Annotated in this window: 21 protein-coding genes; 7 read left to right on the plus strand and 14 right to left on the minus strand. The window is 74.7% G+C overall.

Features of this window, described 5'->3' with window-relative positions; translation table 11 throughout:
* From gvpJ to ACZ6Q9_RS19045, 12 genes are all read right to left on the minus strand, one after another.
* Positions 1 to 456, minus strand: a complete 456-nt coding sequence (gvpJ, locus tag ACZ6Q9_RS18990) for a gas vesicle protein GvpJ (RefSeq protein WP_466021414.1) — start codon at positions 454 to 456, stop codon at positions 1 to 3.
* Positions 453 to 1703 (minus strand): SRPBCC family protein, encoded by a 1251-nt coding sequence (locus tag ACZ6Q9_RS18995; RefSeq protein ID WP_393264609.1) that lies wholly within the window; start codon positions 1701 to 1703, stop codon positions 453 to 455. The genes gvpJ and ACZ6Q9_RS18995 overlap by 4 nt, the downstream gene beginning before the upstream one ends.
* 2 nt (positions 1704 to 1705) lie before the next feature.
* Positions 1706 to 2092, minus strand: a complete 387-nt coding sequence (locus ACZ6Q9_RS19000) for a hypothetical protein (protein WP_393264607.1) — start codon at positions 2090 to 2092, stop codon at positions 1706 to 1708.
* A 271-nt stretch (positions 2093 to 2363) separates the two neighbouring features.
* Positions 2364 to 2873 carry a GNAT family N-acetyltransferase gene (locus tag ACZ6Q9_RS19005; RefSeq protein ID WP_393264605.1) on the minus strand — a complete coding sequence of 170 codons (510 nt, stop codon included), beginning with the start codon at positions 2871 to 2873 and terminating at the stop codon, positions 2364 to 2366.
* A gap of 159 nt (positions 2874 to 3032) precedes the next feature.
* Positions 3033 to 3932, minus strand: a complete 900-nt coding sequence (locus ACZ6Q9_RS19010) for a hypothetical protein (protein WP_393264602.1) — start codon at positions 3930 to 3932, stop codon at positions 3033 to 3035.
* On the minus strand, positions 3901 to 4563 hold the full coding sequence (locus ACZ6Q9_RS19015) for a DUF3618 domain-containing protein (RefSeq protein ID WP_393264599.1): 663 nt from the start codon (positions 4561 to 4563) through the stop codon (positions 3901 to 3903). The genes ACZ6Q9_RS19010 and ACZ6Q9_RS19015 overlap by 32 nt, the downstream gene beginning before the upstream one ends.
* Before the next feature lie 22 nt (positions 4564 to 4585).
* Positions 4586 to 4981 (minus strand): phage holin family protein, encoded by a 396-nt coding sequence (locus ACZ6Q9_RS19020; RefSeq protein WP_363700859.1) that lies wholly within the window; start codon positions 4979 to 4981, stop codon positions 4586 to 4588.
* A complete protein-coding gene (locus tag ACZ6Q9_RS19025; RefSeq protein ID WP_393457185.1) occupies positions 4978 to 5709 on the minus strand; it encodes a hypothetical protein in 732 nt (243 codons plus the stop codon). Before ACZ6Q9_RS19025 ends, ACZ6Q9_RS19020 begins: the two co-directional genes overlap by 4 nt.
* Positions 5710 to 5968: 259 nt before the next feature.
* Positions 5969 to 6427, minus strand: coding sequence for a DUF3263 domain-containing protein (locus ACZ6Q9_RS19030; RefSeq protein ID WP_393457182.1), 459 nt, complete (start codon positions 6425 to 6427; stop codon positions 5969 to 5971).
* Between the two features lie 298 nt (positions 6428 to 6725).
* Positions 6726 to 7742, minus strand: a complete 1017-nt coding sequence (locus ACZ6Q9_RS19035) for an ABC transporter permease subunit (RefSeq protein WP_393457179.1) — start codon at positions 7740 to 7742, stop codon at positions 6726 to 6728.
* The gene (locus ACZ6Q9_RS19040) at positions 7739 to 8749 is read right to left on the minus strand and encodes an ABC transporter ATP-binding protein (protein ID WP_393457176.1); all 1011 of its coding nucleotides are present in this window, start codon (positions 8747 to 8749) and stop codon (positions 7739 to 7741) included. The genes ACZ6Q9_RS19035 and ACZ6Q9_RS19040 overlap by 4 nt, the downstream gene beginning before the upstream one ends.
* 151 nt (positions 8750 to 8900) lie before the next feature.
* On the minus strand, positions 8901 to 9686 hold the full coding sequence (locus ACZ6Q9_RS19045) for a DeoR/GlpR family DNA-binding transcription regulator (RefSeq protein WP_357696204.1): 786 nt from the start codon (positions 9684 to 9686) through the stop codon (positions 8901 to 8903).
* A gap of 195 nt (positions 9687 to 9881) precedes the next feature.
* On the opposite strand from ACZ6Q9_RS19045, the gene ACZ6Q9_RS19050 reads away from it, so the two are divergent.
* From ACZ6Q9_RS19050 to nagA, 3 genes are read left to right on the plus strand one after another with little or no spacing between them, the layout of a single operon-like run.
* Positions 9882 to 10811: an SIS domain-containing protein gene (locus ACZ6Q9_RS19050; protein WP_393264587.1), complete on the plus strand. Its 930-nt coding sequence runs from the start codon at positions 9882 to 9884 to the stop codon at positions 10809 to 10811.
* Positions 10808 to 11728, plus strand: a complete 921-nt coding sequence (locus ACZ6Q9_RS19055) for an ROK family protein (protein WP_396829120.1) — start codon at positions 10808 to 10810, stop codon at positions 11726 to 11728. The genes ACZ6Q9_RS19050 and ACZ6Q9_RS19055 overlap by 4 nt, the downstream gene beginning before the upstream one ends.
* Positions 11728 to 12837 (plus strand): N-acetylglucosamine-6-phosphate deacetylase, encoded by a 1110-nt coding sequence (nagA, locus tag ACZ6Q9_RS19060; RefSeq protein WP_393264582.1) that lies wholly within the window; start codon positions 11728 to 11730, stop codon positions 12835 to 12837. Before ACZ6Q9_RS19055 ends, nagA begins: the two co-directional genes overlap by 1 nt.
* Positions 12838 to 12885: 48 nt before the next feature.
* On the opposite strand, the gene ACZ6Q9_RS19065 is transcribed toward nagA, so the two are convergent.
* Positions 12886 to 14097: a DUF4032 domain-containing protein gene (locus ACZ6Q9_RS19065; protein WP_393264579.1), complete on the minus strand. Its 1212-nt coding sequence runs from the start codon at positions 14095 to 14097 to the stop codon at positions 12886 to 12888.
* A gap of 42 nt (positions 14098 to 14139) precedes the next feature.
* On the opposite strand from ACZ6Q9_RS19065, the gene ACZ6Q9_RS19070 reads away from it, so the two are divergent.
* The gene (locus ACZ6Q9_RS19070) at positions 14140 to 14976 is read left to right on the plus strand and encodes a phosphatase PAP2 family protein (RefSeq protein ID WP_393264577.1); all 837 of its coding nucleotides are present in this window, start codon (positions 14140 to 14142) and stop codon (positions 14974 to 14976) included.
* A gap of 10 nt (positions 14977 to 14986) precedes the next feature.
* Positions 14987 to 16225, plus strand: a complete 1239-nt coding sequence (locus ACZ6Q9_RS19075) for an APC family permease (RefSeq protein ID WP_396829121.1) — start codon at positions 14987 to 14989, stop codon at positions 16223 to 16225.
* A gap of 63 nt (positions 16226 to 16288) precedes the next feature.
* Here the strand turns inward: ACZ6Q9_RS19075 and ACZ6Q9_RS19080 are convergent, their stop codons facing one another.
* Positions 16289 to 18070: a potassium channel family protein gene (locus ACZ6Q9_RS19080; RefSeq protein WP_393264572.1), complete on the minus strand. Its 1782-nt coding sequence runs from the start codon at positions 18068 to 18070 to the stop codon at positions 16289 to 16291.
* 121 nt (positions 18071 to 18191) lie between these two features.
* Here ACZ6Q9_RS19080 and ACZ6Q9_RS19085 point away from each other — a divergent pair, with 121 nt between their 5' ends.
* Positions 18192 to 18671 carry an MSMEG_6728 family protein gene (locus ACZ6Q9_RS19085; protein ID WP_396829122.1) on the plus strand — a complete coding sequence of 160 codons (480 nt, stop codon included), beginning with the start codon at positions 18192 to 18194 and terminating at the stop codon, positions 18669 to 18671.
* Between the two features lie 99 nt (positions 18672 to 18770).
* Entirely contained in the window at positions 18771 to 20303 is a 1533-nt protein-coding gene (locus tag ACZ6Q9_RS19090) for an FAD-dependent oxidoreductase (protein WP_396829123.1), read from the plus strand.
* Positions 20304 to 20384 lie beyond the last annotated feature (81 nt).

Consider the following 20384-nt stretch of genomic DNA (forward strand, 5'->3'; position numbering starts at 1 on the left):
TCAACGCTCCTCGTCCCGGCGCCGCCGGGGTCGGTCGAGGTCGCGATCCCGGTCGCGGTCACGGTCGCGGTCGCGGTCGTCGGAGCCGAGTTCGCCGACGGCGTCCCGGACCGCACCGCCGATCGCGCCGACGGTCTTGCCGATCCCGGACGCCGCCTTGCGGGCGCCGACCGCCCCGGAAGCACCCTCGACCAGGTCGGGCAGCCCCTTCTGACCCTTCGGCGTGATGTCGAACCGGTCGACCGCCTCGGCGAAGCGCAGGTACGTCTCCACGCTGGCGATGACGATCCGGGCGTTGATCTCCAGCAACTGGATGCCGACCACGGCGACCGACACCTGCGCGTCGATCACCACGCCCTTGTCCAGGACCGTCTCGACGACGTCGGCCAGGCTGGAACCCGCTCCGCCGCGCTCCAGCGCGCCGCCGACCTGATCGTCACTCGTTGCGATCGTCACTCCCGCTCCTCCCGTCGACGGCGGACCACGGGCCGGCGGGGCGCCTCCGGGGCGCGTCGCGGCCGGGCCTCCTCGCGGGGCAGCGGCTCCTCGCGCGGCTGCGGGCGCCGGGCCCGCTCCGGGGCGCGGCGACGCGGCGGCGCCTGTTCCTCCTCCGGCTCCTCCTCGTACTCGCCGTAGTCGCCCTCGTCGTACTCGTCCTCGTACTCCTCCTCGGCGGGACGGCGCCGCAGCGGCGGCCGACGGCGGCCACGCTCGACGGGCCGGCGCTCCGCGCGCGGCTCCTCCTCGACCTCCTCCTCCGGCTCCGGTTCGGGCTCGCCCCGGCCGCGCTCGCGCTCCGGTCGCCGCCGCCCGCGCTCCTCCCGCTCGGCCTGTTCCCGCTCGGCCTGCTCCTGCCGGTCGCGCTCCTCGCGCAGGGCGGTCTCGTGGTCCGTGACCACCTGCCCGTCCTCGATCTCGCCCCGCCAGCCCTGCACGGAGTCCGGGTCGAGGACGGTCTGCGTCATCACGTGCCGGACGAAGTGCTTCAGCTCCAGCCGGACGCGGCGGCCCTGCGCGCGCCACAGGTTGCCGGTGTGCTCGAAGAGCCCCTGCGGGTGGTACTCCAGCACGACCAGGATGCGGGTCAGGTCGGACGACAGCTCGTGGAAGCTGACCGTGCCGTCGACCGAGCCCTTCTCGCCCTTCGAACGCCAGTGGATCAGCTTGTCGGGGATCTGCCGGACGATGGTCGACTCCCAGGTGCGGTGCGACCAGAAGACCTGCGCCTTCCAGGTCAGCTTCTCGTCCGCCTCGGTGTCGACGTTCTCGACCTTCTTCATGAAGCTCGGGAAGTCGCCGAACTGGGTCCACTGGTTGTACGCGACCCGGACGGGCACACCGACCTCGATCGCCTCCACGATGTTGGTGACCTTGAGCTTCTTCCCGCCGCCCTTGCCGCCCTTGCCGCCCTTGCCGAGCGCCGACATCACCTTCTCCTTACCGCCGGCCAGTCCGGCATGGACCAACGCCTTCACCGGCGACCCGCCCTCGGCGAGCTTCTGCGCGCCCGTCGCGGCGGCGATCAGGCCGGGGCCACCGCCCTGCTTCGCGTAGTCGCTGAGGCGTCCGGTCGCGCCGGTGATCCGCTCCGTCACCACCTGCACGGCGCGTTCGCCGATGGCGCTCGCCAGGTTCCGCGCCTCGCCGGCGAGCTGGCCCCGGACCTTGTCGCCGAGGGCGCCGGGATTCGTCGTGCCCACCATGGTCACCGCCCCCGCTGGTCGGCGTCGGTGTCCCGGTCCGGCCGGTCGTCGTCCGACCCGTCGTCGGGCGCGCCGGCGCCGCCCCTGCGGCGCAGCGCGTCGGCCGAGCCGCGCAGCTTGCCGCTGATCGCGTCGATGCCGCTGCCGGCCGCGGCGGTCGCAGCCGCCTTGGAGGCGGCGGCGAGCGGCCCGCCGAGGCGACCGAGGTTGGCCAGCTGGGGGGACGACTGCAGCAGGTTGCCGCCCGCCTTCAGCAGCCCGCCCGGCTCCCGGCTGGCGCGGCCGGCCGCGACCGCGGCGGCCAGGGTGAGGGCGGTACGCAACCTGCGCCGGCGGCCGAGCAGATAGCCGAAGCCCACCGCGAGCCCGATTCGTGCTCCGCTGTTCATCAGTTCTCCTTCGCTCCCCGGAGCGGCAGACACCTGACGGCAGCGGTCGAAAATGGCCGCCGGGGATCAGCACGTGCCGGACCGCAATCAGGTGTCCCGTTCAATCGGACCCGGCGGGCAGTACCCGATGGCCTATCGGCGAAACATTTCCGCCTTTTCTCGGAACCATTTCCGGAGCCCACGGCACGGCCCTCGTCAACCGCGCAAATCGGGCAGTCGAACCGCTACGAGCAGCGAGAACCTCAGAAAGGAAAGATCTGACGAATGGTCGTCACAAAGCGGGCGGCGTCGAATCGAGGCATATCTCGGCATGCACCTTGCCGTCACCCTCGCGCAATTTTGCCCCGCACTTGGAGAGCACCGACAACGCCCCGTGATTGTCGACGGTGGTCTCCGCGACCACGAGCCGCATTCCGGCCGCCGCCGCCTCGTTCAGCAGCTCACGCAAAGCGGCCGGGCCGATGCCCTGGCCCCGGGCGGACCGGCCGAGCCACATCCCGGTCTCGACGGCGCCCGGCTCGTCGCGGCGGCTCATCCGGATCATGCCGACCACCTCGCCGCCGGCGAGGATCGCGTACATCTGGGTCCCGGTGGGACCGCTCAGGCCGGCGAAGCTCGCCCGGTGGAACTCGCGGAACGCCTCCCGGCGGGCGTGCGACCAGCCCGCCGGAGCCTCCACCGGCGGCATCACATCGCCGGGCTCCGCCTCGGCAGCCGCTACGGAGAGCAACGGCTCCAGGTTCCGCTCGTCCACCGGCTCCAACCGGACCGTTCCCGCCACGTGCCGCAGTCTGCCGGCCCCACCGGCCCAAGTCCACCCCATCGAACTCCGACTGGCGGTCCGGCGGAAGGTATCGGCCGGTCGGACCGCATCGTGTTCCACCTCACGCTCCGCTGTCGGCGGGCGCCCACCGGCGCCCCGGCCGCCCGTCCCGCGCGGTCACGGAGCGTCGGCGTCGAACTCGCAGAGCACCACCGAGGCGTCGTCGGCCGGCTTGTGCCGGCGCAACCGGTCCGGGTGGTCGCGCTCCGCCGCGCGTACCCGGTCCACCAGCGCGCCCGGGCCGTCGGCGCTCACCACGTCCAGCAGCCCCGCCCAGTCGAGGAGACCGAACTGCTCCACCACGGCCGACGCGCCGTCGCTGAGCAGCGCCGCCCGACGTACGGCGCCCGGCCCGCGCAGCGGCAGCGTCCCGGTCACCGCGTGGAACGCCGCGTCCGGGTCGGCGGCTGCCACCCAGTAGCCGTGGGTCCGGTTCATCCGCTCCCGCTGCACGGCGACCGCCTGCCGGAGCCGGGTGGCCCGGTCGGCCGGGCCGGCCGGCACCGCCGCCGCCGTGTCCCGCAACTCCGCCATCGCGGCGTCCAGCCGGTCGTCGGTGACCACGCTCACCCGGCCGCCGGCCTCCAGCACCAGCGGGCTGTCGCAGAGCACCAGGTAGTCGAGGTGGTCGCCGCCGTCGCGCAGCAGGCAGACCGTGCTCGACGGGGTGCCCGGATGGCCCAGGTCGCACTCGTCGCCGTGGTCGGACCGGACGGCCAGGATCGCCGCCGCCAGGTTGCTCGTCAACGTCGCCGTCGGCCGGATCGCCTCGGCCAGCCCGAGCCGGGCCGCGAGGTGCCGGACGTACCAGGACGGCCCGTGCACGCAGCCGGTGTCGAAGCCCTCCGGCACGGTGGCGCCGTCCAGCACGCCGACCAGCGGCCCGAACCGGAAGACCAGGTCCTCGTTGACCGGCCGGCCGGGGGGCGGCGCGGACGCGGAACTCACCCGCATCGTCCGCGCCGCCCCGACCACCCGGGTCGCCTCAGCGGCGACGGAGGTCGTCGGCGGCCGCATGCGCCTGCCCCTGCACCTGGTGGGCGGCCGACCGGCCCTGCTCCCGTACGGCCGACGCGCCCCCGAGGGCCGTGGAGCCCACCGACTGCGCCGCCCGCTGCGCCGGCCCGCGCATGTTGTCACGCAGGTTGTCGCGCATCTGGTGGCCGACCTGGCTCGCCTGCTGGCGCAACTGCCCGGAGTGCTCGGTCACCTTGCCCCTGGCCTGCCCGGCCAACTGCCGTTCGGGCCGGCTGGGCGGGATCAGCGACGAGACCAGCAGTCCGGCGCCGAAGGCGATCAGGCCGGCGGCGAGGGGATTGCCCTGCGCCTGCTGGCGGGACTGCTGCCCCAGCGAACGGGCGTCGTCCCGCACCGACATGGCCGCGTGCGACATCTGCTCGCGGGACTGCTCCCCGAACGCCCGCGCCGACTCGGTCGCGTGCGACATGCGCTGACCGGCGCCGTGCCCGTCCGACTGCACGCCCATCACCTTCTCCCTGGCCCGGGTGAGCGCGCCACGGGCCTGCCCGACGCGCTCACCGGCGACCCGCCGCGGGTTGACCTTGTCGGCCAGCGCGTCGACGTCGCTGCTCAGTTCGTTCCGGGTGTTCTCGATCTCCCACCGGATCCGGTCCGGATCGTTGGACATGATCTGCTCCCTCCCGGCTGGTTCACCGGCCTCGCACCGCGTTCGGCATCTCCCGTGCGGTCTGTCTCGTCCTGGGCAGCACCGAGCGGAGCTGCGCCATCTTCGTTCGCGCGTTGGCGAGCAGGCCACCGGCGACCGCGGCCCAGATGACGGCCACGATCAGCGCGGCCCAGCCCTGGTCCATCACGTTCGACAGTCCCCACCACAGCGCGTACGACACGAACAGCACCGTCAGGAAGCCGGCCAGTGCGGCACCGCCGAACATCCCAGCGGCCTTGCCCGCCCGGGTCGCCTCCTCGCGCAGCTCGGCCTTGGCCAGTTCGATCTCCTTGCGGACCAGCGTGGAGACGTCCCGGGTCACGTCGCCGAGCAGGTCGCCGACCGACGCCTGGGTCCGCTCCTTCTCCGGGGCGCTCACGGCGCCACCCCGCCCGGGATGTCCGGCCCCGGCCGGCCGGGCGGCGAGGCGTTGCGCACCCGGGCCATCCCGGTGTACGCCTCCTCGCGCGGGTAGGCCTCGCTACGCGGGTACGCCTCCTCGGCGGTGTACGGCGCCTCGACCGCCCGCTCGTACGGCTGCGGCCCGCCAGTCCCGGGCTCGGCGCCCGGCTGCGGCGTCGACGGCTGGCCGGCGCCCCGCGCCCCGTCACCGGAGGCGGTGAGGTTCCGGGTGAGCCGCCCGACGAGCACCCCGGCCACGGCCGCGCCGGCCAGGAACGTCCCCGGGTGCCGGCGCGCGTACGACCGCACCTCGTCGACCACCGCCCCGGGCTCGCGTTCGTCGAGCCAGCCGGCCGCCTGCTGGGCGGCGTCCGCCGCACGGCGGACCATTTGGGCGGCCGTCCCGGAGTCCTCGCTCCGCTCCGCCATCGAGCCGAGTTCGCGCCCGATACCGCGCAGCCCGTCGGCGGCCCGCCGCTGCTGCGCCTGGGCCTGGTCGCGCAACTGCGTACCGGCCTCACCGGTCAGGTTCCGCGCCTGCCGCCGGGCCTCGGAGACGACCTGTCCGCCCTGTTCCGCGGCGGCGTGCGCGACCTGCCCGCCGGCCTGGGCCGCGTGGTGCCCGACCCGGGATGCCTGCTGCCGGGCCTGCTGCCCGGTGCCGGTCGCACCGTCCGGTGGCCGGCTCGGGTTGATTCCCGTCATCGCCCGCTCCCTCCGTCGGCCCCGGGCCGCAGGGTCACGACCCGGAACGTGAACCAGCCGCGGGACGCGGCGGGTTCGTCTGCCGCCTACCCGCGCGGCTCGTCGACATTCCGTCCCGCCGGTCCGGGCAGGACGGGAAACCGGACCGGAACGACCGACCCGTACGGAACCGGCCACAGGGCGCGGATGGCAGTGCCGAACACCGCCCAGGAGGCCAGGCATGGCGCTGCGGCGCGGCTCCGGGGCGGCGGGACGGCGGTCAGCGGCGGCGGTTACGGGCCCGGGAGGAGCGCAGCCGGCGCAGCCGGCCGACCAGCACCGGCTCGGCGGCCAGCGCGGCCGGGTTGTCCAGCAGCGCGTTCAGCAACTGGTAGTAGCGGGTGGCGGAGAGGCCGAAGGTGTCCCGGATGGCCTGTTCCTTGGCGCCGGCGTGCCGCCACCACTGCTGCTCGAAGGCGAGGATGCCCCGCTCCCGCTCCGTGAGCCCGCCGGCCGGCCGGCCGTCCGCCGGGGCGTCGGTCTCGCCGGGCGGCGTCCCGGCCGCGCCCGCGCCCGGCTCGGCCGCCGTGCGGGGCTGCGGCACGGCCGGCACCCCGGGGTCGGAGCCCGACCGGGGCTGGGGGACGAGGGCGCCCGCGTCGTGCGCCTCGCCGGTCGCGTCCGCCCGGTCCGCCGTGGACGGCTCGGTGGCGGCCGGGGCGGCGTCGGCGGGCTGCATGGCGCTCCTCATGGGCAGGCCGGCGGCACAACACGACGCCGACCGGGGGGACCTCAGCCTAACCAGGGCCCACCCGGTTCGCATCGGACGACAGTGCCGCAACGTGACCGGGCCGGTTCGCCCCGTGTCCGCCGGCCAACGGCACACACGCCGTCGGCGGCGGCGGTGTGCCGATCGTCACCGGGACGATCGGTGGCCCGGTGGAGGGCGCGGCGGGTCGTCGGGCGCCCGCCTGTCACGTCCCGCCCGGGGCGGTGCGACCGGGGGCCGGGGAGAGCCGCCGGTCGCACCGCCGGGATCAGGAGATGTCCCGCCGGCGCATCGCCCAGAGCGCCGCGCCGAGGATCACCGTCAACCCGACCGCCAGCAACACCGAGGAGTGCTGCCAGGTGATGTCCAGGGTCTCCGGCTTGCACTCGCCGAAGTAGGTGGCCTGGCAGGCGTTCCAGTCCTCCAGCGTCACCTTCTTCTGCATCCACGCCGCCGCGTAGGTGGGCAGCAGCCACGCCTCGGCGAACTGCACCCCGGCCATCTGCAACAGGATGCCGAGGCCGAACTGCCCGACGACCATCAGGCCGATCGCCCCGCCCAGCGCCATCGCGGTGTGCCGTCCCAGCGAAGCGAGCGCGAAGCCGATCGTCGCGGTGATCAGGGCGAGCACCACCCCGCGCAGCCCGGTGAGGGCGAAGGACTGCCAGACACCGGAGGTCATCTTCTCCGTGCTGCCGCGGAAGGTGGCGACCAGCCAGAAGCTGCCGAACCAGACCGCCGTCGTCGGCACCGCCAGGGCGAGCAGCCCGGTGAGCAGCGCCGCCAGCTTGGTCAGCAGTACGGTCAGCCGCTTCGGCCGCCACAGCAGCAGGTTCATCATGCCGCCGGTGTTCCACTCCGCCCCGACGAAGGAGGCGCCGACCACGAACCCGACCAGCGCCAGGATCGCCGCGAGCGGCAGCAGCGTGAAGCCGAAGTTCTCCCGGAAGTCGAAGGTGGAGGGCAGGAACCACCGCGACTCGACCGCCTCCCGGGGCGGCGGCTGGATCAGCGCGCAGTCATCCGGGAAGCCGCTGGCCTGGCTGTTTCCGGCGGCCTTCGCCCGCTCGCACTCGGCGCGGTACTCCTCGTTGCGGACCACGTCCTGCTGCCACTGCTGCTCGGCGGCGCGCTCGGCCTTCGCCAGCGCGGCGGCGTCGATTTTCTCGTTGGTGAGGAAGACCCCGACCACCACGGCCGCGAGCACCAGCAGGCCCAGCAGGCTCATCCAGCGGGTGAAGCGCCGCTTGGCCAGCCGGCGCAGCTCCGTACGGTAGAGGCTCACGCGCCCCACCCTCCTCCGGCGGCACCGGGTTGCCCCGCCCCGCCTACCTTCGTGGACTGGTCGACCTGCCGGTGCTGGCCGGGTACCGGCGCGGTGGCGGTCAGTTCGAGGAAGACGCTCTCCAGGTCGACGGCGACCGGGGCGAGCTCGCTGACGTAGAGGCCCTGCTCGGCGAGGAGCCGGGTCACGGTGGCCGGCTTGTCGACGCCGGCGAGCATCAGGTGGTCGGGCTGGCCGTCCACCCGGATCCCGGCGCGGGTCAGCGCCTCGGCGGCGATCGGCAGGTCGGTGACCGCCTCCAGCCGCACCCGGACGGCGCCGGACGAGTGCCGGGCGAGCACCTCCTCGACCGGGCCGAAGGCCACCCGTCGGCCCAGCGAGATGATGGTGACCGAGTCGCAGATCAGCTGGATCTCGCCGAGGATGTGGCTGGACAGCACCACGGTCATCCCCGACTCGGCGAGGGTGCGCATCAGCGTGCGCATCTCCCGGATGCCGCCCGGGTCCAGCCCGTTGGCCGGCTCGTCGAGGATCAGCAGCTTCGGGTTCTTCAGCAGGGCCGAGGCGACGGCGAGCCGCTGCTTCATGCCCAGCGAGTACGTCTTGACCCGCTCGCCGGCGCGGTCGCGCAGCCCGACCAGCTCCAGCACCTCGTCGATCCGTCGCGGCGGCACGTCACCCGCGCCGGCCAGCAGGGACAGCGTGTCCCGCGCGGAGAAGTGCGGGAAGAACTGCGGGCTCTCCACGATCGCGCCGACCTGGCCCGCGACGGCGGGCAGCGCCTCGGGCACCTCGTGGCCGAGGATGGCCATCCGGCCGCCGTCGGGCCGGATCAGACCGAGCAGCGTACGCAGCGTGGTGGTCTTGCCCGACCCGTTGGGGCCGAGGAAGCCGTGCACCTGCCCCACCTCGACCCGCATGTCGAAGCCGTCGAGCGCGTTGCGGGTGCCGCGCCGACGACTCTTGTACGTCTTGCGGAGACCTTCGATCTCCAGGACAGCTGGCAAGCTGCACCTCCCCCGATGGGCGTATGACACGCGACACCATACGCGGTATGCAGCGGAGTGCAATACCCGGTATGCATCGCCACGCCGATCGGATGAAAGGAAGGGCCCCTTCCTATGCACCAGACGTTAGGAAGGTGCCCTTCCTTTCACGTCAGGCGCAGATGACGGTGACGCCAGCGGCGCGGAACGCCGCGACCACGTCCGGGTTGGCGCCGGAGTCGGTGACCAGCGTCTCCACCCGGTCCACCGGGCAGATCCGGGCGAAGGCGTGACCGCCCAGCTTGGACGAGTCCGCGATGATCACCACCCGCTTGGCCCGGGCCACCATCAGGTTGTTCATCGCCGCCTCACCCTCGTGGTGGGCGGCGGCGCCGAGCTGGGGGTCGATCGCGTCGACGCCGAGCAGGGCGACGTCGAGGGTGACCTCGCGCAGCAGCGCCCCGCCCAGCGGGCCGACCAACTCGAACGACTTGGGGCGGACCACGCCGCCGGCCACCACGACCTTCATCCGGGAGCGGACGAGCAGCTCGTTCGCGATGTTCAGCGCGTTGGTGACCACGGTGAGCTGGGCACCCTCGGCGCTGGTGTTCAGGTCGGGCCGCACGGCGAGGGCCCGCGCGACCTCCGTGCTGGTGGTGCCGCCGTTGAGGCCCACCACGGTGCCCGGGGAGACCAGCGCCGCCGCGGCCGCGCCGATCCGCTGCTTCTCGGCCGAGTGCTTGGCGGTCTTGTAGCGCAGCGGCAGGTCGTACGAGACGCCGTTGGCGACCGCGCCACCCCGGGTCCGGGTGATCATCTGCTGCTGGGCGAGCTGGTCGAAGTCACGCCGGATGGTGGCCTGGGAGACGTCCAGCCGCTCGGCGGCCTCCTCGACGCTGACCCGGCCGCTGTCGGTCAGCATTTCGAGCAGGGCGTTCCATCTGGCGTACCGGTCCACCCCAGGGCCTCCACTTACTGCGCGGTCGGTGATTGATTGCGTGCACAGTAGTGCGCGAAACTACGAGGGCGCAAAACCACGTCCTGCTCGATGACGGGGCTGGTTGCCACGGCCAGCCGAGTTCGCGCAGAATAACGCGCGAAAGACGGCTTTAACGAGCCGTATTGCGCACCGCTCCCCTGCGTAGGAGTTCTCATGTCGTACGTCGACGCGGAGATCGCGAGCCAGCCCGACTGCTGGCGGGAGGCGGCGCGGGTCGCCGCCACCGCGGCCGACCACCTCCCCCGCCAGGGCGAGCGGGTCGCCGTCGTGGGCTGCGGCACGTCGTGGTTCATGGCGATGGCGTACGCGGCCCGCCGCGAGCAGGCCGGCCAGGGCGAGACCGACGCCTTCCAGGCCTCCGAGTTCCCCGCCGGGCGGCGCTACGACCGGCTCGTCGCGATCACCCGTTCCGGCACCACCACCGAGGTCACCGAGCTGCTCGCCGCGCTGCGCGGGCGGGTGCCGACGACCGTCCTGGTCGGCGACCCCGCCTCCCCCGCCGCCTCGCTGGCCGACGCGGCGGTGCCGATGCCGTTCGCCGACGAGCGCTCGGTGGTGCAGACCCGCTTCGCGACCACCGCGCTGGCCCTGCTCCGCGCCCACCTCGGCGACAACATCACCGCGCTCTCCGCCGACGCGGAGGTGGCGGTGCGCGCCCCGCTGCCGATCGAGCCGGCCCGGATCGAGCAGGCCACCTTCCTCGGTCGGGGTTGGACGGTCGGGCTGGCCCAGGAGGCGGCGCTGAAGTGCCGCGAGGCGGCCACCTTCTGGGCCGAGGCGTACCCGGCCATGGACTACCGGCACGGCCCGATCTCGATCGCCGCTCCCGGCCGGTTGGTCTGGGCGTTCGGCGAGCTGCCCGACGGGCTGCCCGAGGACGTGGCGGCGACCGGCGCGGCGTTCGTGCACAGCCGCACCCACGGCTGCCGCACGGTGCTCGGTAGCTGGGCCGCCGGTCGTACGCCGGTCGACCCGATGGCCGACCTGATCCTGGCGCAACGCTTCGCCGTCGCGCTCGCCACCAGCCGGGGCCTCGACCCCGACGCGCCCCGGCACCTGAGCCGGTCCGTGGTTCTCGCATGAGCGCAGGCGACGTCGTCGTCGCGCTGGACGTCGGCGGCACCGGGATGAAGTGCGCCCTGGTCCGGCCGGACGGCGCCGTGCTGCACGCCGAGCGGCACCCCACCGACGCCGGGCGCGGCCCGGACGCCGTGGTCGACACCGTCCTGGCGGTCGCCGAGGGGCTGGCCGGCAAGGCCCGCGCCGACGGGCTCACCCCGGTCGCGCTCGGCGTCGCCGTGCCCGGCGTGATCGACGAGGCGCGCGGGGTCGCGGTCTGGTCCGCGAACGTGGGCTTCCGGGACGTACCGCTGCGGAACCTGGCACGGGCGCGGCTCGGGCTGCCGACGGCGCTCGGCCACGACGTGCGCGCCGGCGGCCTGGCCGAGGCGCGGCTCGGCGCCGGCCGCGACTCCGCGCACGTCCTCTTCGTCGCGATCGGCACCGGGATCGCCGCGGCGCACGTGGTCGACGGCACGGCCGTCACCGGCGCGCACGGCGCCGCCGGGGAGATCGGCCACATCCAGGTACGCGCCGGCGGGCCGGCCTGCGGCTGCGGCCGTCCCGGCTGCCTGGAGGCGGTGGCGTCGGCGGCCGCGATCGGCCGGCGCTACACGGCCCTGGCCGGTGTCCCGGCGACCGCCGCCGACGTGGCCGACCGGGCCGCGGCCGGCGAGCCGCTGGCGGCGGACGTCTGGCGGGAGGCCGTCGAGGCGCTCGCCGACGGCCTCGCCACCGGCCAGGCCCTCTTCGACGTGGAGACCGTCGTGCTCGGCGGCGGCCTGGCGCAGGCCGGCGCGCTGCTGCTCGAACCGCTGCGGGCCGCGCTGCACGAGCGGATGACGTTCCACCGGGAGCCGCGCCTGGTCGCGGCGGCCCTCGGCGACGAGGCCGGCTGCCTCGGCGCCGCCCTGCTCGCCCTCGACAGTCTGGAGAAGTGATGGCCACGCGGGTGAACGGCAAGGTGGTGACCCCGACCGGCGTGATCCGGCAGGGCTGCGTGGAGCTGGACGGGGGCCGGATCACGGCGGTGGCCGAGTACCCGTCCGTGCGCGACGGGCACTGGATCGTGCCCGGCTTCGTCGACATGCACACGCACGGCGGCGGCGGGCACACCTTCACGACCGGCGACGCCGAGCAGGCCCGGCAGGCCGCCGACTTCCACCTGCGGCACGGCACGACGACCCTGCTGGCCAGCCTGGTCAGCTCGCCGTTCGAGCTGATGCGCGCGGCCACCGCGGCCTTCGCGCCGCTGGTCGGCGAGGGGGTGCTGGCCGGCATCCACTTCGAGGGGCCGTACCTCTCCTCGGCCCGCTGCGGCGCGCAGAACCCCGAGTTCCTCCGCGACCCGTCCCCGGACGAGCTGGCAGAGCTGATCGAGCTGGGCGACGGCGCCGTCCGGATGGTCACCCTCGCCCCCGAGCGGGACGGCGCGTTGGAGGCGGTCAAGCTGCTCGTCGCGCACCGGGTGGTCGCCGCCGTCGGCCACACCGACGCCACGTACGACGAGACCCGCGCCGCCGTCGCGGCGGGCGCGAGCGTCGGCACCCACCTGTTCAACGGGATGCGGCCGGTGCACCACCGCGAGCCCGGCCCGGTGGTGGCCCTGCTCGACGCCCCGAACGTGGTCTGCGAGCTGGTCGCCGACGGCGTCCACCTGCACGACGGGATGCTGACCTTCGCCACCTCGACGGCGGGCCCGGAGCGGGCCGCCCTGATCACCGACGCCATGGCCGCCGCCGGCATGCCCGACGGCGACTACGAGCTGGGCGGCCAGGCCGTCACGGTGGCGGGCGGGGTGGCCCGGCTGGCCCGCGACGGCGCGATCGCCGGCAGCACCCTGACCATGGACGAGGCGCTGCGGCACGCGGTGGCGGCCGGCATCCCGATCGCGGACGCCGTGCGGATGGCGGCCACCACGCCGGCCCGCGCGATCGGACTCGGCGACCGGCTGGGCGCGCTCCAGGTCGGGCTCCGGGCCGACCTGGTGGTGCTCGACGACGACCTGAACGTGGTCCGGGTGATGCGCGGCGGCTCCTGGGTGGAGTGACCGCCCGGCGCCGGCACGGCTCGGTGCCCGGACGGCCGCGCCGGCGGGTCAGCCGGCGGTGGGGACCTCGACGCCGAGCACGGCCTGCTCGTCGGGGCGGTGCACGAGCACGTCGGAGAGGTACGAGTGCACGGCCGGAGCCATGCCGACGTCCCGGCCGGCCTGCTCCGAGAGCAGCCACTTGTGCTCGATGATCTGGGCGAAGAGTTCCTGCGGCTCCAGCTTGCGGCGCAGGTGCGCCGGGACCGCCCGGACCACCGGCTCGAAGACCTCGGTCAGCCAGCGGTGCGCGGCCTGCTGCTCGTCGGTGAGGTCGCTCTCGGCCCGGTAGGCGTCCAGGTCGTTGAGCAGCCGCCGGGCCTGGTTCTCCTCGGCGTCCAGCCCGGTCAGGCGGAGCAGCCGCCGGGTGTGGTACCCGGCGTCGACCACCTTCGGCCGGACCAGGTAGCGCCCGTTGTCGATGGTCGACATGGCCACCTCGGCGACGTCGAAGCCCAGCTCGTTGAGGCGGCGGATCCGCCCCTCGATGTCGTGCCGGGCCTCCCGCTCGACCTGCTGCTCGTAGGTGATCTCGTGCCACAGCCGCTCGTAGCGCTGCACGACCTCCTCGCAGACCACCTCGGGGTCGATCGACTCGTGCAGCAGCCCGGCGGCCTGGAGGTCGAGCGCCTCGCCGAAGATGTTGACCCGGGCGATCTCCAGGTCCTCGCCGCGCTGACCGTTGGAGAGCGAGCGGTGCAGCGCCCCGGTCTCCGCGTCCACCAGGTAGGCGGCGAACGCGCCGGCGTCCCGGCGGAACAGCGTGTTCGACAGCGAGCAGTCGCCCCAGAAGAAGCCCGTGAGGTGCATCCGCACGATCAGGGCCGCCAGCGCGTCGAGCAGCCGACCCATCGTCTCCGGGCGCAGCGTGTGCGAGAAGAGCGCCCGGTAGGGCAGCGAGAACTGCAGGTGCCGGGTGATCAGCACCGGGTCGAGCGGCTCGCCGTCGTCGGTCTGCCGGTCGGCGACGATCGCCACCGCCTCCACGGAGGGGAAGTCGATCCGCTCCAGGGCGCGCAGCAGGTCGTACTCGCGCTCCGCGACCCGCTCGCCGGTTTCCTTGACGGCGTAGACGTAGCCGCCGAGCCGGACGAACCGGACGATGTGCCGCGAGATGCCCTGGGGCAGCGCCACCAGGTGCTGCGCAGGCCACTGCTCCAGCGGGGTCGACCAGGGAAGGTCGAGCAGCGCCGGGTCGACGAGGGCCGAGGTGATCCGCACGGCCCCAAGTCTGACGGTCGTCCGGGCCGAGCGCCTCCCTTCGTGGCTCGGCACACAGCCGCCCCGGGCCGCGCCGGCCGGCCGCCGCGCCGGGCCGGTAGCGTGGTCCGGGTGCGGGAGACCACGACGGTACGGCCCAGAGCACGGCTGAGGCCGGTCCGGCCGGCCGGCTGGTGGTTCGACGCGCTCCTGCTCGCCGCCCTGTTCGGGCTGACCGTGGCGCTCACCGCCGAACGGTTCTTCGGGATCGACCGCGCCATCGCCGACTGGTCGGAGGCGCACCGGCCCACCGCCGCCCGCGTGACGGCGGTGTTCCTCAACTACCTCGGTCAGGGCACCCCGCTGACGTTGATCGCACTCGGTCTCGGGGTGCTGCTCGCGGTCCGGCTGAGATCGTTGCGACCGGTGCTGCCGCCGGTGCTCGCCTTCGTCCTCAGCTACCTCACGATCGGGCCGCTCAAGGTGTGGACCGCCCGGCCCGCCCCCAGCGCGAGCGTCAAGGAGCCGTTCCTTCCGCCCGAGCAGACCCTCCCGCTGTTCCAGGACGAACTGCCGCTGCGGTTCGCCCAGTCCTACCCCTCCGGCCACGTCGCGAACGCGATCCTCTGGTACGGCGTCATCGCGCTGCTGCTCGCCCCGCTGCTGCGCACCTACGGCCGGACGGTGCCGCCCCGGCTGGTCACCGTGGTCCGGGTGGTGCCGCCGGTCGTGGTGCTGTGCACCACCACCTACCTGGGCTGGCACTGGCTGACCGACTCGGTGGCCGGGCTGCTGCTCGGGCTCGTCCTCGACCGGGTGCTGCACCGGGTGCCCTGGGACGACCTGCCGTTGCCCGGGGCGCCGCGCGACTGGGACCGGCCGTTCATCTCGACCCCCTAGGGTGCCCGCTGTGGATCAACTGGCGCGCCGGCTGGGCGTACCCGACGCGGTGGTCATCGGGCTGGGGTCGATGCTCGGCGCGGGCGTCTTCGTGGTCTTCGCGCCCGCCGCCGCGGCGGCCGGCGGGGCGGGCCTGCTGGCGGCGCTGGTGCTGGCCGGCTTCGTCGCCTTCTGCAACGCGACCAGTTCGGCCCGGCTCGCGGCCCGCCACCCCGAGTCCGGCGGCACCTACGTGTACGGCCGGGAACGGCTCGGCCCGTTCGCGGGTTTCCTGGCCGGCTGGGGCTTCGTGGTCGGCAAGACGGCAAGCTGCGCGGCGATGGCGCTGACCATCGGGGCGTACCTCTGGCCGGGGCAGGCCCGGCTCGTCGCCGTCGGCGCGGTGCTGGCGGTGACCGTCGTGAACCTGCGCGGCATCGGCAAGACCGCGACCGCGACGAAGGTGCTGGTCGGCGTGGTGCTGGCGGTGTTGGCCCTGGTCGCGGTGGCCGGGGCGGTCGGCGGCGACGTCTCGCTGGCCCGGCTCGGTGACCTCGACACTTCCGGGCGGGGCGTGCTCACCGCCGCCGGGCTGCTCTTCTTCGCCTTCGCCGGGTACGCGCGGGTCGCCACCCTCGGCGAGGAGGTACGCGACCCGGAGCGGACCATCCCCCGGGCGGTGCCGCTGGCGCTGGGCGTGGTGCTGGCGATCTACCTGGTGCTGGCGGTGGTCGCCGTCGGCGTGCTCGGGGCCGATCGGCTGGCCGCGTCCGCCGCGCCCCTGGCCGACGTGGTGACGGCCGCCGGGCTGCCCGGCCTCGCCTGGCTGGTCCGGGCCGGGGCGACCGTGGCGGTGACCGGCGTGCTGCTCTCCCTGCTCGCCGGGGTCGGGCGCACCGTGCTGGCGATGGCCCGCCGCCGTGACCTGCCCGGGGCCCTCGCCGCCGTCCACCCGGTGCACCGGGTGCCGCACCGCGCCGAACTGGCCGTCGCCGCCGTGGTGGTGCTGGTCGTGGCGCTCGGCGACGTCCGGGACGCCATCGGCTTCTCCAGTTGCACCGTGCTGGTCTACTACGCGATCACCAACGCGGCCGCGCTGACCCTGGGCCGCGACCCGGGGCGGCGGCTCCCGGTGCGGGCGCTCGCCGTGCTGGGGCTGGCCGGCTGCCTGCTGCTCGCCGTCAACCTGCCGCTGTCCAGCGTCCTCGCCGGCTTCGCCGTGCTCGCCGTCGGCGCCGCCTGGTACGCCCTGCGCCCCCGCCGGGCCTGACCCGCCGGGCCCGGAAGGCCGAACCGTCGGACGGACCGGAACCCGGACCGACGGGACGGGCCGTCACTCCTCCGGCTGCCGGGGCGCCGGCGCGGCGGGATCCTCCGGCGGGGGCGGCGCCGCCTCGCGGAGCAGGGCGTTCAGGCCGGCCCGGCGGGCCACCACCGTCAGCCGGTCCCCCGCGACGATCACCAGGCGCGGGTCGGGCGCCCAGTCGAGGCGTTGACCGGCCCGGGCGTGCGCGAGCAGGCGTACGCTCTCGGCCCGCCCGACCACGGCGAGCGGCCGCCCGTCCAGCGACGATCCGGCGGCGACGGAGACCTCGGTGACCAGCAGCGCGTGCCGGCCGACGGGGATGGTGGCGATCACCGCGCGGTCCAGCAGCGCGGCGGCGAACGACGGCGCGGCCAGGTACGACACGCTGCGCGAGACGCCGATGCCGAACGCCTGCTGGACGCGCTCGGCGAAGTGGCCGTCGAAGAGGCGCAGCACCACCTGGAGTTCGGGGTTGACCGCCCGGCCGTTCAGCGCCGCCTGGAGGTTCGTCTCGTCGTCGGTGGAGACCACCACCAGCGCCTGGCAGGTGCCCACGGACGCCGCCTGGAGGGTCTCCTCCAGCGCGGCGTCGCCAACGATCAGCGGCACGCCGAGCCGGCGGGCGAGCGCCGCACCGCGCGGCACGGGCAGCTTGTCGATCGCCACCACCTCGACGCCGAAGTCGCAGAGCTGGGCCATCACCCGGGTGCCGACGTTGCCGAGCCCGACCACGACCACGTGCCCGGACCGCTCCGGCTGGATCCGGCCGGAGTGCAAGGCCAGCCGGGCGTTGACGATCCCGTCCACCACCACGGCGGTGATCAGCGGGATCAGCGCCAGCCCGGCGAGGTTGAGCACCACCTGCATGACCTGCTGGGCGACCGGCTTGTTCGGATCCGGGTCCTGGCCGCTCAGCGCCGTCACGAGCGTGAGGTAGAGCGAGTCGCCCCAGTTGGCGTTCGTGGCGCTGCCGTTGAGCCAGCCGAGCACCCCGATCACCGCCAGCAGCGTGATCACCGCGATGCCGATCTTGCGGGTGGCGAAGCTGCGTACCGCGCGGAGCAGCACCGCCACCGGGCGGCGCCGCCGCCGGGCCCGCACCAGCCGGCGCGCGGCCAGCTCGGTGCCGGGCGGTGCCCCGGTCGCCTCGGCGAGCACCACGTCCGCGGCGGACTCCTCGGCGGGCAGCACCCGGACCTGCTGCGGGTCGTGGGTGTCGGCCACCCCGCAGACCACGTCGCCCGGGCGTACGTCGTCGCGGCGGGCCACGTAGAGGGTGCGCCCGCCATGCCGGAAATGGGTCGGGGCGACCTCGCCGAGCGCGGCGGCCACGAAGGCGGGGGCGGCCATCGACGCGTCGGAGAGCACCGCGGAGTCGGGGAAGATCTGCCGCACCCCGTTGGCGAGCCCGGTGTTGAACATCCGCACCACCAGCCGCAGCCGGGGCTCGACCTCCTGGGCACAGAGCGCGGCGTGCATGTTGCCGACGTCGTCCTGGTGCAGCAGGGCCAGCCCGTCGGCGCCGGCCAGCCCGGCCCGCTGGAAGGTGACCTCGTCCAGCCGGTCGGCCCGGACCACCTCGACGCCCTGGAGGTCCCGCCCGTCCGGCTCGTCGGAGCGCGGTCGTTCCGGCACCACCAGGGTGATCCGGACGCGGCCCGTCGCCTGCAACTCGGTGGCGAGCAGCGCGCGCACCACCCAGTAGGCGAGGGCGTCCCGCCCGCAGACCACGTAGTGCGCCCGCGCGTCCCCGTTGACCCGGAGCCGACGCCCCGCCCGCCGCGCACGATCCAGCAGGGGCTCCGCCATGCGCCGCATCGTAGTCAGCCGGTCGCGCCCCGCGCAGCCCCGCGATCATGAATCCTGGTCGTCGGGCAGGTCCCGCCGCGTCGGGCCGATTCCGCGGCCCCTCGGCGGGTAGACCAGCGGCATGCAGACGTTCCTGCCGTACCCGGACTTCCTGGCCAGCGCCCGGACGCTGGACCAGAGGCGGCTGGGCAAGCAGCGGGTGGAGACCATCCAGGTGCTGCGCGGGCTGACCCGCTCCACGTACGGCTGGCGCAACCACCCGGCGGTGAAGATGTGGGCCGGGTACGAGGAGGCCCTCACCCGGTACGGGCTGGACGTGTGCGCGGTCTGGTGCGAGCCCGGCCGGGCTGACACCTGCGCGACCACGATGACCACCGACCTCGCCGCCGCCTGCGGGCTGACCCGCGTCCGCACCCAGGCGGAGCTGGCCGAGGCCGGCGAGCTGCCGCCCTGGCTGGGCCGCGACGACCTGCACCTGAGCCACCGCTCGTCGCTGCTGCGCAAGGACCCCGGGCACTACGGCCCGATCTTCGGCGACGACGTCCCGCCCGACCTGGAGTACGTCTGGCCGGCCTCCGACCGCGAACGCCGCTGCCAATGAAAGGAAGGGCACCTTGTTAACGCCTGCGGTAGAGGAAGGGGCCCTTCCTAACGCCCGAACGGGGCAGACTGGAGGGTCCCCCGGGGCGGGAAGGTGCACATGGCGCTGTCGCAGGTGGTCGGTCGGCTCCTCGGCGTACGCCAGCACGAGGTGGACCCGGGCGGCGGTGGCGCCCCCCGCGTGCCGCGCCCGGTCGAGGTGGTGGTGGTCGGTGGCGGGATCGCCGGCATGTCGGCGGCGGTGGTGCTGGCCGAGCGGGGCGTGGCGGTGACCGTGCTGGAGGCCGCGACGACCCTCGGCGGCCGGCTCGGGGCCTGGCGGGAGACGCTGGTCGACGGCACGCGCCAGACGAACGAGCACGGCTTCCACGCGTTCTTCCGGCAGTACTACAACTGGCGGTCGATCCTGCGCCGCGCCGACCCGGGGCTCGGCTTCCTCCGGCCGGTCCCCGGCTACCCGATCCTGAGCGCCCGCTGGCCGACCGAGGAGTTCGGCCGGTTGCCGCCCGCTCCGCCGGCGAACCTGCTGGCCCTGCTGCTGCGCAGCCCGAGCCTGCGCCTCGGCGACCTGCGCGGCATGGACCGGGACGCGGCGCTGCCGCTGCTCACCTACGACCCGGTGCGCACCTACGCCGAGTTCGACGACACCACCGCCGACGAGCTGCTCACCTCGCTGCGGCTGCCGGACCGGGCCCGCGCGATGCTCTTCGAGGTCTTCTCCCACTCGTTCTTCAACCACGAGGCGGAGATGTCGGCGGCGGAGATGATCGCGCAGTTCCACTTCTACCTGCTGGGCAACCCCGAGGGGCTGGCCTTCGACTGCCCCGACGAGGACTACGCGACGGCGATCTGGGGGCCGCTGGCCCGGCATGTGGAGAGGCACGGCGGCCGGGTGCGCACCGGGACCTGCGCCACCGCGTTGACCCGCGACGGCGCCGGGTGGCGGGTGGCCACCGCCGACGGCACGTCGTACGCCGCCCAGCACGTGGTGCTCGCCGTCGACCCGCCCGCCCTGGCCGCCCTGGTCGCCGCCTCGCCCGGCCTGGTCGACCACGCGCCCGCGCTGGTGGAGCGGATGCCCGCGTTCGGCCGGCCCGGTCCGCCGTACGCGGTGGCGCGCTACTGGTGCGACGGGGACGTGGCCGCCGGGCGGGCGGTGTTCAGCGGGGTGTCCCGGCAGCCGACCCTGGACTCGGTGACCCTCTACCACCGGCTGGAGGACGAGCCCCGCCGCTGGGCCGCCCGCACCGGCGGCTCGGTGCTGGAGCTGCACGCGTACGCCTGCGAGCCGGGCGTGCCCGCGACGGAACTGGCCGAGCGGATGCGGGCCGAGCTGACCGCGCTCTGGCCGGAGGCGGCCGGGCTGCGGGTCCGGGAGGTACGCGCCCGGGTGGCGGCGCAGGCGCCGGCGTTCACCCCGGGCAGCCACGCCCGGCGGCCGGGGGTGCGCACCGACGCCGACGGGCTCTACCTGGCCGGCGACGGCATCCGGACCGACTTCCCGAGCGCGCTGATGGAACGCGCGGCGGCGACGGGGATCGTCGCGGCCAACCACGTCCTGCGGGCCGAGGGCGGCGCGGCCGAGCCGGTCCGCTCGATCCGGCCCCGGGGCCTGCTCGCCCGGCAACGGTGACGACCACGGCGACGGGCACCGGGTGGCGGGTTGCGGGTGGGGGTTGCGGGTTGCGGTGGGGGTTGCGGGTTGCGGGTGGGG

It is taken from the genome of Micromonospora sp. NPDC049139 (assembly GCF_055586845.1).